The sequence below is a fragment of the Variovorax sp. J31P179 genome, from assembly GCF_030316985.1.
Taxonomy (GTDB): Bacteria; Pseudomonadota; Gammaproteobacteria; order Burkholderiales; family Burkholderiaceae_C; genus Variovorax; species Variovorax ginsengisoli_B.
On the sequence record NZ_JASZYL010000003.1, the window covers coordinates 485,417 to 499,497 of the forward strand.

Below are 14,081 nucleotides of genomic sequence, written 5' to 3' on the forward strand. Positions count from 1 at the left end.
CGATGGCATTGCTCCAGATTTCAGAACCGGGCCAGGCGCCCGATCCGCACCAGCGTCGCATCGCGGTCGGCATCGACCTCGGCACCACCCATTCGCTCGTCGCGGCGGTCCGCAACGGCGTCGCCGAATGCCTGCCCGACGCCGAAGGCCGCGTGCTGCTGCCCTCCGCCGTGCGCTACCTCGACGCCGAGCGCCGGCAGATCGGCTTCGACGCGCTCGCGGCGCGGGCGAGCGATCCGTCCAACGTCATCACCTCGGTCAAGCGGCTGATGGGCCGCGGCCTGGCGGACATCGCCAACCGCGAGGCGATGGCCTATCACCTGGCGGGCGACGGCGGGATGGTCAAGGTCCAGACGGCGGCCGGCGAGAAGTCGCCGACCGAAGTCAGCGCCGAGATCCTGGCGACCCTGCGCTACCGGGCCGAGGACACCTTCGACGACGACCTCCATGGCGCCGTGATCACGGTGCCGGCCTACTTCGACGAAGGCCAGCGCCAGGCCACCAAGGATGCGGCGCAGCTCGCCGGCCTCCACGTCCTGCGGCTCATCAGCGAGCCGACCGCGGCTGCGATCGCCTACGGGCTGGACAATGCCAGCGAAGGCGTCTACGCCGTCTATGACCTCGGCGGCGGCACCTTCGACATCTCGATCCTGCGGCTCACGCAAGGCGTGTTCGAAGTCATCGCCACCGGCGGCGATTCGGCGCTGGGCGGCGACGACTACGACCATGCACTGGCCGGCCTCGTGCTGTCGCAGTGCGGCCTCGAGGCGCACAGCGACGCCGATCGGGCGGCCCTGCTGGTCGCCGCCCGGACCACCAAGGAGGCCCTCTCGGAGGCGCCATCCGCGCTTTTCGTTGCCCACTTGGCGGATGGCGACATCCGGGTCGACGTGTCGCGCGAGCAGTTCGAAGCTGCCACCGCCGCGCTGACCGCGCGCACCATCGCGGCCGTTCGGCGCGTGCTGCGCGATGCACGGCTGGCGCCCGGCGAACTGCAGGGCATCGTGCTGGTCGGCGGCGCCACGCGCATGCCGCAGGTCCGCCGTGCGGTGGCCGATTGCCTCGGCCGCGAGCCGCTGACCAACCTGGACCCGGACCAGGTCGTGGCGCTGGGCGCCGCGATCCAGGCCAACCAGCTGGCCGGCAACGGCGGCGCCGACGACCTGCTGCTGCTCGACGTGATTCCGCTTTCGCTCGGCATCGAGACCATGGGCGGCCTGGTCGAGCGGATCGTGCCGCGCAACCAGACCATCCCGACCGCGATGGCGCAGGACTTCACCACCTACAAGGACGGCCAGACGGCGCTGGCGCTGCACGTGGTGCAGGGCGAGCGCGACCTGGTCGCCGACTGCCGCAGCCTGGCGCGCTTCGAGCTGCGCGGCATCCCGCCGATGGCCGCCGGCGCGGCGCGCATCCGGGTCACCTTCACCGTCGATGCCGACGGCCTGCTCAGCGTGAGCGCGAAGGAGCAGGGCAGCGGCGTCGAGGCCAGCGTCGCGGTCAAGCCTTCCTACGGGCTGTCGGACGAACAGATCGCGGCGATGCTGAAAGACAGCTTCGCGACCGCGCAGCAGGACATGCAGGCCCGCGCGCTGGTCGAGGCACGCGTCGATGCCGACCGCATGCTGATGGCGACGCAGAGCGCGCTGGACGCCGACGCCTCGCTGCTGTCGGCCGAGGAGCACGCCGCGATCGAGCAGCTGATGGCCGCGCTGCGCAGTGCGCGCTCGGCCGACGATGCTGCCGTGGTCGAGGCCGCCACCAAGGCGCTGGCCGACGGCACCGAAGCCTTCGCGGCCGCTCGAATGAATGCCGGCATCGCGCGTGCGCTCTCCGGCCGACAGATCGAATCCCTCTAGAACATGCCCACGATCAAGATCCTTCCCCATTCCGAGTACTGCCCGCAAGGCGCCGAGATCACGGCGCCGGCCGGCACCTCGATCTGCGAGGCCATGCTGGAGAACCACATCAACATCGAGCATGCCTGCGAGATGAGCTGCGCCTGCACCACTTGCCACGTGATCGTCCGCAAGGGCATCGAGTCGCTGAACGAGGCGGAAGAGGGCGAAGAAGACCTGCTCGACCGCGCCTGGGGTCTGGAGCCGCAATCGCGCCTGAGCTGCCAGGCGATACTCGCCCAGACCGACTTGACGGTCGAGATCCCGAAGTACTCGATCAACCACGCCAAAGAAAACCACTGATGTCCAGGCTCATCGTTCTAGACACCGAGACCACCGGCCTGTCGGCCGAGAACGGCGACCGCATCATTGAACTGGGATGCGTGGAGCTGTTCAATCGCAAGCTGACCGGCAACGACCTGCACATCTACTTCAATCCCGAGCGCGAGAGCCACGAGGACGCGCTGAAGGTGCACGGCCTGACCACCGATTTCCTGCGCGACAAGCCGAAGTTCGCGACCTTGGCGCAGGATGTCGTCGACTACCTGCGCGATGCCGAGCTGATCATCCACAACGCGGCCTTCGACGTCGGCTTCCTCAACAAAGAACTCGAACTCGCCGGCCTGCCCCCGCTCGCCAGCTTCGTTGGCGAGGTGACCGACACGCTCGCCATGGCCAAGGCGGTCTACCCGGGCAAGCGCAACTCGCTCGATGCGCTGTGCGATCGCTTCGGGGTCGACCGGTCGAACCGCACCTTCCACGGCGCCAAGCTCGACGCCCAGCTGCTGGCCGACGTCTACATCAACCTCACACGCGGACAGGATGCGCTGCTGATCGACGTCGCGTCGAACGAGCCCGCGCACGGTGCGGTGGTGACGATCGACCTGAGCGCCTTCGAGCTGCCGGTGCTGGTCGCGACCGAGCATGAGCTCGCCGCGCACGAAGAGGTCTTGGTGCAACTCGACAAGTCCAGCAACGGCCGAACGCTTTTTCGCCAGACAGCCGAAAAAGCTGTGGCATAATCGCAGGCTTCGCATCGCACGGTGCGAAAGACATCCAGAAGGTATCCAAAAAGATACCTAAAGGTATGCGGCCAGATTCACTCTGACGCCGTGTACCGGGGGCGGTTAGCTCAGGGGTAGAGCACAGCATTCACACTGCTGGGGTCGGAGGTTCGAAGCCTCCACCGCCCACCAATCACTTTTTTCATCGTCGGCATCCCGCGCGCTAAGCTTGGCGTATGGACGAATTCGATTGCGCCGTCATCGGCGCCGGCGTGGTGGGTCTGGCCGTGGCGCGCGCGCTGGCCTTGCAGGGACGCGAGGTCATCGTGCTCGAATCCGAGGGCGCGATCGGCACCGGCACCAGTTCGCGCAACAGCGAGGTGATCCACGCCGGCATCTACTATCCCCAGGGCTCCCTGAAGGCGCAGTTGTGCGTCGAGGGCAAGCAGCGTCTGTACGCGTACGCCGAAGACCGCGGGCTTCCGCATCGGCGCTGCGGCAAGCTGATCGTCGCCACCAGCGAAGCGCAGGTCGGGCAGCTCGAGGCGATCGCCGCCAAGGCGCGCGCCAACGGCGTCGACGATCTCGTGCTGCTCTCGCGCACGCAGGCCAGGGCGATGGAGCCGGCGCTCGAATGCCTGGCGGCCCTCCATTCGCCGAGCACCGGCATCGTCGACAGCCACGCGCTGATGCTGAGCCTGCAGGGCGACCTCGAGCATGCCGGCGGCGTGCTGGCGCTGAAGTCCGGTGTCGTCGGCGCCGAGTGCGGCGGCGCCGGCATCGTGCTGAAGGCTTCCGACGGCACGGCCCTGCGCTGCAACAGCGTGGTCAATGCGGCCGGTCTGGCCGCGCCGCTGCTGGCCCGGCAGTTCGACGGCCTGCCTGCGGCCGCGGTGCCGGGAGCCTGGTTCGCCAAGGGCAGCTATTTCACGCTCGCCGGCCGGGCGCCGTTCAGCCGCCTGATCTATCCGGTGCCCGAGGCCGCGGGACTGGGCGTGCACCTGACCCTCGATCTCGGCGGCCAGGCCAAGTTCGGCCCGGACGTGCAGTGGGTGGCATCGCCCGACGACCTGGTGGTGGACCCGGCGCGCGGCGAGGGCTTCTATGCCGAGGTACGCAAGTACTGGCCGGCGCTGCCGGACGGCGCGCTGGTGCCGGGCTATGCCGGCATTCGGCCCAAGATATCCGGCCCCGGGGACGCCGCGGCCGACTTCATGATCCAGGGCCCGGCGGCGCACGGCGTGCCCGGGCTGGTCAACCTGTTCGGGATCGAGTCGCCGGGGCTCACCAGCAGCCTGGCGATCGGCCGCTTCGTCGGTGATCTGCTGTCGTAGAGCCGCGCGGGCATGTACCATGGAACGGCGTGCCGTTTTGTCGGCGCGGTGTCGCCGGCGCGGTGCCGGCGTGAATGAGGAGGACCTTTTTCGATGACTGCTTCCACCAACCTCGAAGCCGCGGCCAACGCCGTGGCCGAAGACATCGCCAGCGACGTGCGCGGCGTGCTCGCCAGCAAGGACCTCGATTCCGTGCCGCACATCAAGGCACTGCGCCAGCGCATCGACAGCAAGCTGGCGATCGCGCGGGAGCTGGCGGCCGAGAAGAGCCGCATCGCTGCGCAGAAGGCCCGTGAAGCCGCCAATACGGCCAATGCCTACGCGCATGACGAACCGTGGCAAATTGCCGGCGCCGCGCTGGCCGTGGGTGTGCTGGTGGGCCTGCTGCTTGGGCGCCGCTGATCAACGCCCCAGGGGCGCGGCGGAGTTCGGAGGATGAGCCTCAGCGCCTTGTTCGGAATCAAGTCCCGCCTGCGGCGCCTGCGCATCCTGGCCGGTGAAGGGGCGCTGGCCGCCAGTGATCGCGCCCAACTCCTGCGGCTGGCCTGGGACGAGGAGAAGCAGCGCCTGCGGCTGATGCTCGGCCTCGGGGTGGCGGTCGCCGGGCTGACCACCGTCGTCATCGCGTTGCTGTCGGTGGCGATCGTGGTGCATTTCTGGGACACGCCGTATCGCGCCACGGTGGCCTGGGTGCTGGCGCTGGCGTGGGGTGGGCTCTGGATCGCGGCCGTGCTGCTGCTCATGGGCACGCTGCGCAAGTCCTCGGCCCTCGATTCGGCGCGCCTGACCTTCGAACGCGATCTGGACTGGTTCCACCACCGCTTCGGTGCCGATCAGGACGAAGATGACGCGCAAGCGCTTTCGCTCACCAGCGAGCAGTTGCTGGCCCGTATCGAGCGCCAGCGCGAGCGCATCGCCACGCTCGAGGCGGCCGCCATCGGCGCCGGCGAAGCGCCGTGCCAGCCCGAAACCGCCTCGGCCGCGGCCCTGCGCATCGCGCGCGAACATCCGATCGCCACCGGGGTTGCGACCGCCACGGTGATCGCCGTGCTGGGTCCGCGTCGCCTGGTCCGATGGGCGACGGTGATCGCCCCGGTGCTCTGGCGGATGCGCGGCTGAAGCCTGGGCGGGCTCGATCTGTCCCGCGCGTCTCAGCCTTTGCTTGCGCGCAGGGCCTGGGCGGCCTGGCGCACCAGCGCCGGGCCGCGGTAGATGAGCCCGGTGTAGATCTGCACCAGGTCGGCGCCGGCCTCGACCTTGGCCAGGGCGTCCGCCGCGCTCAGCACGCCGCCTGCGCCGATGATCGGAAAGCCCTTGCCGAGCGTCGCGCGCAGTTGGCCGATCACCCGGTTGCTGGCTTCGCGCACGGGTGCACCCGACAGGCCGCCGGCTTCCTCGGCATGGGGCAGGCCCGCCACGGCGTCGCGTGCCAGCGTGGTGTTGGTGGCGATGACGCCGTCCATCCGGTGGCGCAGCAGCGTCGCGGCGATCACTTTGACCTGTGCCTCGTCGAGGTCGGGCGCGATCTTGACGAACAGCGGCACCCGCTTGCCCTGGCGTGCCGCCAGCGCTTCGCGCTTGTCGGCCACGGCACCGAGCAGGCCGTCGAGTGCCTCGTCGCTTTGCAGCGAGCGCAGGTTGGCGGTGTTGGGGCTCGAGATGTTGATCGCGACATAGTCGGCGTGCGGATAGACCCCATCGAGGCAGACCAGGTAGTCGTCGACCGCGCGCTCGATCGGGGTGGCGGCGTTCTTGCCGATGTTGAGCCCCAGCAGCATCGGCGGCCTCGATGTGTCGCGCCGGAAGCGGGCCCGCTGCACGTTGGCGATGAAGGCCTCGAGGCCTTCGTTGTTGAAGCCGAGACGGTTGATGAGCGCGTCGCGCTGCGGCAGGCGAAAGATCCGCGGCTTCGCATTGCCCGGCTGCGGCTTGGGCGTGACCGTCCCGACTTCGACGAAGCCGAAGCCCATGGCGCCGAAGGCGTCGATGCAGCGGGCGTTCTTGTCGAGGCCCGCCGCCAGGCCGACCCGGTTCGGGAACGACAGCCCCGCCAGGGTGATCCGATCGGCCACGCGCGGAGCCGCGTAGGCGCAGGCCAGCGGCGTGTTCTGGGTCCGCGCCAGCGCGTCCAGGGTCAGCTCGTGGGCCCGTTCGGCGTCGAATCCGAACAGGAAGGGGCGGGCAAGCGCGTAAAGAGAGGAGGGCAACGGCAGGAGCATCGGATAATTCTCGGCTTCAGACTTCAATCAGCCCAGGATTCTCCCCGATGACTTCCTCCGCACCCGCTCCGGTCCTGACGCAGGACGAACTCAAGGCACTGGTCGGCCGCGCCGCGCTGGACTACGTGCCCAAGGGCGAGATCATCGGCGTCGGCACCGGCTCGACCGTGAACAAGTTCATCGAGGCGCTGGCCGGCGTCAAGGACCAGATCCGGGGGGCGGTGTCGAGTTCGGTGGCCTCGACCGAGCGGCTGCGGGCCTTGGGCATCGAGGTGTTCGACAGCAATGCGGTCGACGAACTGGCGGTCTATATCGACGGGGCCGACGAGATCGATGGCCGCGGCTACATGATCAAGGGCGGCGGCGCCGCGCTCACGCGCGAGAAGATCGTGGCGGCGCAGTCGAAGCGCTTCGTCTGCATCGCCGATGCCTCCAAGCTGGTGAACACGCTGGGCGCCTTCCCGCTGCCGGTCGAAGTCATCCCGATGGCGGCCCGGCGCATCATGCGGCAGTTCTCGCGGCTGGGCGGCCTGGCGCAGGTGCGCGAGAAGGACGGCGCCCCGCTGGTGACCGACAACGGCCAGCACATCGTCGACGTGACCGGCCTGCGGATCACGGATCCGCTCGGCTTCGAGAACGAGGTGAACCGGTGGCCCGGCGTGGTCGAGGTCGGCGTGTTCGCCCACCAGCGTGCCAGCGTCTGCCTGCTGGCGACGCCCTCGGGCGTGCGCACGATGACCTTCGGCTGAGGGAACTCCAGAGGCTGCTAGAACCGGATTCCGGCCGGATTGCTCGGCGTCGGGCCGCTGGCCGCAGCCGGCAGGTCGGCCGCCGGCGAAGGCGCCGGTGCCGCGGCGGCCGGCGCGGGCTCTGCCGCGGGTTGCTGCGCCACCAGCGGCTGGGCCGGAGCATTGCGCCAGCCGGCCGGCAATTGCGAGCTCTTGGGATAGCCGGCCGCATCCAGGTACTGCGACCACTCGGCGTCACCGAAGCCCTTGAGCTGCTGCGATCCGATCGTCAGCAGCGGCAGCGAGCTCTGGCCGCTCAGTCGCTGGAGCGCCGCCACGTCCTCGTTGGACTTGACCGTGCGTTCGTCGAAAGGCACGCCGCGCGTGACCAGCAGCGAGCGGCCGGCGGCGCAAGGGCCGCAGTCCTCGCTGGCGTAGAGCGTGACCGGATAGCGCTGGACCACCTGCCGCAACTCGTAGGGCAGCCCGCCGCCCGCGCTCGCGACGCTGTTGCCGGCCCGGGCCGGCGCCGCCGGCGCGTTGGCACTCGGCGGCTGGTCGGAGAAAGTGACCTTGCCGTTCTTGTCGACGTTGCGGTAGACCGGCTGCGCCAGCGAAGCGCCGGCGACCAGCAGCAAGGTGAGGCCCGCGAAGGCAGTCTGGAGTTTCATTGGTGCTTTCCGGATTCCAATGTAACGAAGTATGTCAGGCTGGCTGCGCCTCGGCCATGCCCTGGTGTCGCAACAATGCATCGAGTTGGGGTTCGCGGCCCCGGAAAGCCTTGAAGGATTCCATCGCGCTGCGGCTGCCGCCGGCTTCGAGGATCGCCTCGCGGTACTTGCGCCCGGTTTCGACGCTCGGCTCGCCATTGGCGCCCGCGGTCTCTTCGAACGCGGCGTAGGCATCCGCGCTCAGCACTTCGGCCCACTTGTAGCTGTAGTAGCCGGCCGCGTAGCCGCCCGAGAAGATGTGGCTGAAGGTGTTCGGCGTGCGGCTGAATACCGGCGCCGGCATCACCGCGACTTCCTGGCGCACCTCGGCCAGCAGCGCCATCACGTCGCCCGGCTGGGCGGTGGCGGCGTCGTAGCGGGTGTGCAGCAGCATGTCGAAGAGCGAGAACTCGATCTGGCGCAGGGTCTGCAGGCCGCTCTGGAAGTTCTTCGCCGCGGTCATCTTGTCGAACAGGGGGCGCGGCAGCGGCGCGCCGGTGTCGACGTGCGAGGTCATGTGGGCGAGCACGTCCCATTCCCAGCAGAAGTTCTCCATGAACTGGCTCGGCAGCTCGACCGCGTCCCATTCGACGCCGCTGATGCCGGAGACGTCGCGTTCGTCGATGCGGGTCAGCATGTGGTGCAGGCCGTGGCCGAACTCGTGGAAGAGGGTGGTGACGTCGTCGTGCGTGAGCAGCGGCGGCTTGCCGTCGACGCCCTCGGCGAAGTTGCAGACCAGCTGGGCGACCGGCGTCTGCAGCCGGCCGGTGTCGGGGCGAAGCCAGCGGGCGCGGACGTCGTCCATCCAGGCGCCGCCGCGCTTGGCGGCGCGGGCCGAGGGATCGAGGTAGAACTGGCCGACCTTCTGGCCGGCGCGCTCGATGCGGTAGAACTCCACGCTGGGGTGCCAGACCGGCGCCGTGTCGCGCTGGATCGACACCTCGAACAGGGTCTCGACGATCTTGAACAGGCCGGCCATCACCTTGGGCGCCGTGAAGTACTGCTTGACCTCCTGCTCGCTGAAGGCGTAGCGCGCTTCCTTGAGCTTCTCGCCGACGTAGGTCCAGTCCCAGGGCTGGGGATCGGCGAGGCCCAGGTGCTCGGCGGCGAAGGCCCGCAGGTCGGCCAGGTCGCGCTCGCCGTAGGGCCGGGCCTTGGCCGCGAGGTCGCGCAGGAACTTGATCACCTGGTCGGCCGATTCGGCCATCTTCGGCACGATCGAGAGTTCGCCGAAGTTGGGGTAGCCGAGGAGCTTGGCTTCTTCCTGGCGCAGCGCGAGGATCTCGCGGATCAGCGCCGTGTTGTCGAAGGCCGGGTCGCCGAATTCGCTGGCCCGCGTGACGTAGGCGCGATAGAGCCGCTCGCGCAGCGCGCTGCTGCGGGCGAACTGCATCACCGGCAGGTAGCAGGGCATCTTGAGCGTGAGCTTGTAGCCATCCTTGCCTTCGGCCTCGGCGGCGGCGCGGGCGGCGCTGACGACGTCCTCGGGCACGCCATCGAGGTCTTCGAGGACGGCGTACCAGGCAAAGGCGTCGGTGGCGTCGAGCGCGTTCTCGCTGAACTTCTGGCTCAGTTCGGCCTGGCGTTCCTGGATCTCGGCAAAGCGGGCCTTGGCCTCGCCCTGCAGCTCGGCGCCGCCGAGCACGAAGTTGCGGATCGCGTTGCGGTGCGCCTGGCGCTGCTCGGGGTTCAGGGTAGCGGGGTCGATGGCCTTGTACTTGGCGTACAGCCGCTCGTCCGAACCCAGGCGGGTCCAGAAGGCGGTGACGCGCGGCATGGCCTCGTTGTAGGCCGCCCGCAGCTCGGGGGTGTCGGCCACGGCGTTGAGGTGGCCGACCGCGCCCCAGGCGCGGCTGAATCGCTCCGACGCCACGTCCAGCACCTTCGCAATGGCCGTCCACTCGGCCGGAAAGGCGGGCTCGGTCACCGCCTGCAAGGCCGACTCGGCGCCGGCGAGCAGGGCGTCGACCGCCGGTGCGACATGCTCCGGCTTGATCTGGTCGAACAGCGGGAGGTCGTTGAAGTCGAGGAGCGGATTGGTCATGGTCTGATTCAGATGGCGGACGGGGGGCGCGAGTTCAAGTGGCGCTGGCGGCGGCGGTGCGTTCTGCGGCCTCGATCGTGTTCACCAGCAGCATCGTGATGGTCATCGGGCCGACGCCGCCCGGCACTGGTGTGATCCAGCCGGCCACCTCGCGCACGCCGGCGAAATCGACGTCGCCGCAGAGCTTGCCTTCGTCGTTGCGGTTCATGCCGACGTCGATGACGACGGCGCCGGGCTTGACCATGTCGGCCGTGAGCACGTTGCGCTTCCCGACCGCCGCCACCACCAAGTCGGCCTGGCGGGTCATGGCGCCCAGGTCGGCAGTCGCGCTGTGGCAGATGGTGACGGTGGCGCTCTTGGCCAGCAGCATCAGGGCCATCGGCTTGCCGACGATGTTGCTGCGGCCGATGACCACCGCGTGCTTGCCGCGCAGCTCGTAGCCGATCGACTCGAGCATCTTCATGCAGCCGTAGGGGGTGCAGGGCCAGAAGCCGGGCGAGCCGGTCATGAGGGCGCCCGCGCTGGCGACGTGGAAGCCGTCGACATCCTTGGCCGGCGCGATCGCCTCGATCACCTTCTGGGCGTCGATGTGGGCCGGCAGGGGGAGCTGGACCAGGATGCCGTGGATGGCCGGGTCGTTGTTGAGGGCCTCGACCCGGGCCAGCAGGTCGGCTTCACTGAGCTCGGCCGGGTGCTTTTCGAGTACCGAGTGCAGGCCGTTGTCCTCGCAGGCCTTGACCTTGTTGCGCACGTAGACCTGGCTGGCCGGGTTTTCGCCGACCAGCACCACCGCCAGGCCGGGCACCACGCCGCGGGCCTTGAGCGCTGCGGCGCGGGTGGCAACCTCGGCGCGCAGCGTCTTGGAGAGCGCGTTGCCGTCAATCAGTTGGGCTGTCATTGCTTTTCGAACTTCAGAAATGGAAACGCCCGCTTGCGCAGGCGTGGAGTTGCAATCGGTGGCGGGAGGTCGCTAGGCCTTGGCGGGTGTGGCCGCCTGGCCGAGGGCGATCTTGAGCAGGTCGGCCACGGTGTTGGCGTTGAGCTTTTCCATGATGTTGGCGCGGTGCGCCTCCACCGTCTTGATGCTGATGCCGAGGTCGTCGGCGATCTGCTTGTTGAGGCGCCCGGCGACGATGCGCTCGAGCACTTGCGCCTCGCGGCCGGTCAGCTTGGACAGCAGGGCGTCGCGGCTGGCCGACTGCTGGTGCTGCGCGAAGGCGCCGCGGGCATGGTCGAGCATGCGCTCGACCAGGGCCACCAGCGCCTCGTCGTTGAAGGGCTTCTGGATGAAGTCCATCGCGCCCTTCTTCATCGAGTCGACCGCCATCGGCACGTCGCCGTGGCCGGTGATGACCACGATCGGCAGCGGCGAACGGCGCTCGATCAGGCGGTCTTGGAGCTCGATGCCGGACATGCCGCCCATGCGGATGTCGACGATCAGGCAGGCCACTTCGCGCGGGTCGTAGCGCGACAGGAAGGACTCGGCCGAATCGAAGCAGCGGACCCGGTAGTCCTTGCCCTCGAGCAGCCATTGCAACGAATCACGAACCGCTTCATCGTCGTCGACGACATAGACAGTGCCCTTCTTCGGAATCAAACTCATGCAGGTACTTTCGCCTCGTTGCTTGCTACGGAATCGATAGCGTCCAACACCGGTAACCAGAAGGAAAAACGGCATCCGACCACATCCGGCCCATTGTAGATGTTCTCGGCCTGCATCCGGCCACGGTGGGACTCGACGATGGTGCGGCAAAGGTTGAGGCCGATCCCCATGCCTTCCGGCTTGGTCGAGAAAAAGGCCTCGTAGAGCCGGTCCATGACTTCGGGCGCCAGGCCCATGCCGGTGTCCTGGACCGAAAACTCGACCGCCGGCTGGCCGTCGATGTTCTTGGGCAGCACCCGCAGCTCGACGCTGCGGCGCGCCAGCGGCCGGTTGGCCAGGTCGATCGACTCGGCGGCGTTCTTCAGCAGGTTGACCATCACCTGCTCGATCAGGATCGGGTCGACCCGCAGGATCGGCAGCCGCGCCGCCACGTAGTGGTTGAGCCGCACGTTGCGCCGGCGCAACTCGATGCCCGCCAGCTCGACCGCCTCGCTGACCATGGTCGAGACCTCGGCCGGCGTGCGGTTGGGCTCGCTGCGCTTCACGAAGGAGCGGATCCGCTGGATGATCTGGCCGGCGCGCTGGGCCTGCTTGGAGGTCTTCTCGAGCGCCGCCAGCAGGGCCTCCGAGTCGATCTGCTGGCCCTTGATGCGCGACACCATCCCGTTGCAGTAGTTGGTGATCGCGGTCAGCGGCTGGTTGAGTTCGTGCGCCACGCTGGAGGCCATCTCGCCCATCGTGATGAGGCGGCTGGCGGCATGGGCGCGGTCGGCCTGGGCCGCCGCCAGGTCCTCGGCGTCGCGCCGCGGCGTGATGTCGGTGGCGATCACCAGCTGCGCCAGCCGGCCGTCGACCCAGGTCAGGTAGCGCGAGCGCACTTCCAGCCACTTGCCCAGTTCGGGCACGAAGATCTCGTTGTTGGCCGGCTGGGCGGTTGTCAGCTGGTCGATCGGCAGGCCGGCGAAGGAGTCGACGTCGTCCATCTCCTCGTCGCGCGCCTGCGTGGCCGGCACGCCGGCCTGCGCCACCATGCCCAGGTGGCCGACGGTGTTCGAGCCGAACCAGAGCCGGTAGAGCTTGTTGGCGAACAGCAGCTCCTCGCTGCCGAGCGGCGCCACCGACACCGAGGCATCCAGCGCCTCGAGCACCGTCGTGAAGCGCTCGTACGAAGCCGACAGCTGCTCCCGGATCCGGGTCGGCTCGGTGATGTCGGTCATCGAGGTCATCCAGCCGGTCTGGTGGCCGCGGGCGTCGATCAGCGGCGACACATAGAGCCGTGCATTGAAGACGCTGCCGTTGCGGCGCTTGACCCGGACCTGGAAGCCGCCGGGCAGGGCGCGGCCGTGCAGCTCTTCCTCGAGCCGCTCGTTCATGACTTCGCGGTCGGACTCGAGCCAGTAGGGGAAGGGCGGCGTCTGGCCGACCAGCTCGTTCTCGCTCCAGCCGGTCATGGCGCAGAAGGCGGCGTTGACGTAGGTGATGCGGCCCTCGAGGTCGAGCACCCGCATGCCGGTCAGCATGGAGTTCTCCATGGCGCGGCGGAAATTGGTCTCGGCCACCAGCGCCTGCTGGGCCTGCAACCGGCGGCGGGTGTGGCGCCAGGTGCCGATCAGCATCCAGCTGGTGAGCACGCTGAGCGCCCCGACCAGCCAGAACAGGCCGTTGCCGACCACGCCCTGCGACGTCCGGTAGGCCTGCGCCCGCAGCAGCAGCGCGTTGCCGACCGGCGATACCGGGACTTCGTATTCGTTGGTGCGCACGGTCCAGGGCAGCAGCCGGGTGCCGGCGCCGCGCGGGCTGGCGACCGTGTTGCCGGCGATCAGCCCGCCCTTGGCGTCGAGCAGAGAGACCGCATAGCGGGCCGACACCTCGGAAGGCATGCCGTAGCGCAACAGGCCGTCGATCGAGAATTCGCCCATCAGCATGCCTGCGAACAGCCCCTGGTCGAACAGCGGGATGTAGAGCCCGAGCATCGGCGGCGGGTCGCCGCCGGCCAACGGCTGCGAGAACACCGGCTGGCGCAGTTCGCGCGCCAGCGCATAGTTGCTTTCGATGTCGCCCGGACGCAGCACATCGCCGACCGCATGCTGCAGCGCCGGGTGGACGCTCGGCGCCGCATAGTTGGCCTTGAAGCGCCGGCGGTCGTCGATCCAGCTGACCGACTGCAACTCGGGGAACTGGCTCACCAGCGACTCCGCCCGGCTGGTGAACTCGGCCGCGTCGATTTCGCGGTTGGAGGCGTCGCGGGCCAGCCGCATCAACTGCTCCTGCCGTTCGAGAAGGCGCAGCCGCACCCGCTGCTGGGCGTATTCCACGTCGCGCTTTACCGATTCCTGGACCCGCTCCACTTCCTCGGCCCGCAAGTACCAGAAGGCCGAGACGATGGCCGCGAGGAACAGCAGCACGGCGGCCAGCGGCGCGAGCATGGCGACCGCGTCCTGCAGTACCGGCGTCTGGCGGCGCCACCAGCGGCGCAGCCAGGACAGCGGCGACGCGGCATTGCGCGCGACGGCGATCGGAGAGGAAAGGGGCATCGTGCAA

At 68.8% G+C, this 14,081-nt stretch carries 13 protein-coding genes and 1 tRNA gene; 8 read left to right on the top strand and 6 right to left on the bottom strand.

Going from position 1 to position 14,081, the window contains the following annotated elements; genetic code table 11:
* The first annotated feature begins 2 nt into the window (after window positions 1-2).
* The 7 genes from hscA to QTI17_RS10520 all read left to right on the top strand — a co-directional run bounded on the left by hscA (window position 3) and on the right by QTI17_RS10520 (window position 5,355).
* Entirely contained in the window at window positions 3-1,859 is a 1,857-nt protein-coding gene (gene hscA / locus QTI17_RS10490; RefSeq protein WP_286532964.1) for a Fe-S protein assembly chaperone HscA, read from the top strand.
* Window positions 1,860-1,862: 3 nt separating this feature from the next.
* The gene (gene fdx / locus QTI17_RS10495) at window positions 1,863-2,201 is read left to right on the top strand and encodes an ISC system 2Fe-2S type ferredoxin (protein ID WP_286524177.1); all 339 of its coding nucleotides are present in this window, start codon (window positions 1,863-1,865) and stop codon (window positions 2,199-2,201) included.
* Entirely contained in the window at window positions 2,201-2,920 is a 720-nt protein-coding gene (gene dnaQ / locus QTI17_RS10500; RefSeq protein WP_286532967.1) for a DNA polymerase III subunit epsilon, read from the top strand. The genes fdx and dnaQ overlap by 1 nt, the downstream gene beginning before the upstream one ends.
* 99 nt (window positions 2,921-3,019) lie before the next feature.
* A tRNA-Val gene (locus QTI17_RS10505) sits at window positions 3,020-3,094 on the top strand.
* A gap of 44 nt (window positions 3,095-3,138) precedes the next feature.
* Window positions 3,139-4,236 (top strand): NAD(P)/FAD-dependent oxidoreductase, encoded by a 1,098-nt coding sequence (locus QTI17_RS10510; protein WP_286532970.1) that lies wholly within the window; start codon window positions 3,139-3,141, stop codon window positions 4,234-4,236.
* Window positions 4,237-4,329: 93 nt separating this feature from the next.
* The gene (locus tag QTI17_RS10515; protein WP_286524169.1) at window positions 4,330-4,638 is read left to right on the top strand and encodes a glycine zipper domain-containing protein; all 309 of its coding nucleotides are present in this window, start codon (window positions 4,330-4,332) and stop codon (window positions 4,636-4,638) included.
* Window positions 4,639-4,671: 33 nt separating this feature from the next.
* Window positions 4,672-5,355: a phage holin family protein gene (locus QTI17_RS10520; protein ID WP_286532972.1), complete on the top strand. Its 684-nt coding sequence runs from the start codon at window positions 4,672-4,674 to the stop codon at window positions 5,353-5,355.
* A 32-nt stretch (window positions 5,356-5,387) separates the two neighbouring features.
* On the opposite strand, the gene QTI17_RS10525 is transcribed toward QTI17_RS10520, so the two are convergent.
* Window positions 5,388-6,455 carry a quinone-dependent dihydroorotate dehydrogenase gene (locus tag QTI17_RS10525; protein WP_286532974.1) on the bottom strand — a complete coding sequence of 356 codons (1,068 nt, stop codon included), beginning with the start codon at window positions 6,453-6,455 and terminating at the stop codon, window positions 5,388-5,390.
* Window positions 6,456-6,502: 47 nt separating this feature from the next.
* Between QTI17_RS10525 and rpiA the strand changes: the two genes are divergently transcribed.
* Window positions 6,503-7,204: a ribose-5-phosphate isomerase RpiA gene (rpiA, locus tag QTI17_RS10530; protein ID WP_286532976.1), complete on the top strand. Its 702-nt coding sequence runs from the start codon at window positions 6,503-6,505 to the stop codon at window positions 7,202-7,204.
* 17 nt (window positions 7,205-7,221) lie between these two features.
* Here rpiA and QTI17_RS10535 read toward each other — a convergent pair whose 3' ends face one another.
* From QTI17_RS10535 to QTI17_RS10555, 5 genes are all read right to left on the bottom strand, one after another.
* Window positions 7,222-7,854, bottom strand: a complete 633-nt coding sequence (locus tag QTI17_RS10535; RefSeq protein WP_286532978.1) for a glutaredoxin family protein — start codon at window positions 7,852-7,854, stop codon at window positions 7,222-7,224.
* 34 nt (window positions 7,855-7,888) lie between these two features.
* The gene (locus QTI17_RS10540) at window positions 7,889-9,937 is read right to left on the bottom strand and encodes a M3 family metallopeptidase (protein WP_286532980.1); all 2,049 of its coding nucleotides are present in this window, start codon (window positions 9,935-9,937) and stop codon (window positions 7,889-7,891) included.
* Between the two features lie 34 nt (window positions 9,938-9,971).
* Window positions 9,972-10,835: a bifunctional methylenetetrahydrofolate dehydrogenase/methenyltetrahydrofolate cyclohydrolase FolD gene (folD, locus tag QTI17_RS10545; RefSeq protein ID WP_286532982.1), complete on the bottom strand. Its 864-nt coding sequence runs from the start codon at window positions 10,833-10,835 to the stop codon at window positions 9,972-9,974.
* A gap of 72 nt (window positions 10,836-10,907) precedes the next feature.
* Complete coding sequence (locus tag QTI17_RS10550; RefSeq protein WP_286507613.1) at window positions 10,908-11,540, bottom strand: response regulator transcription factor; 633 nt, start codon at window positions 11,538-11,540, stop codon at window positions 10,908-10,910.
* Window positions 11,537-14,074, bottom strand: coding sequence for a PAS domain-containing sensor histidine kinase (locus QTI17_RS10555; RefSeq protein WP_286532985.1), 2,538 nt, complete (start codon window positions 14,072-14,074; stop codon window positions 11,537-11,539). Before QTI17_RS10555 ends, QTI17_RS10550 begins: the two co-directional genes overlap by 4 nt.
* Between the last annotated feature and the right edge of the window lie 7 nt (window positions 14,075-14,081).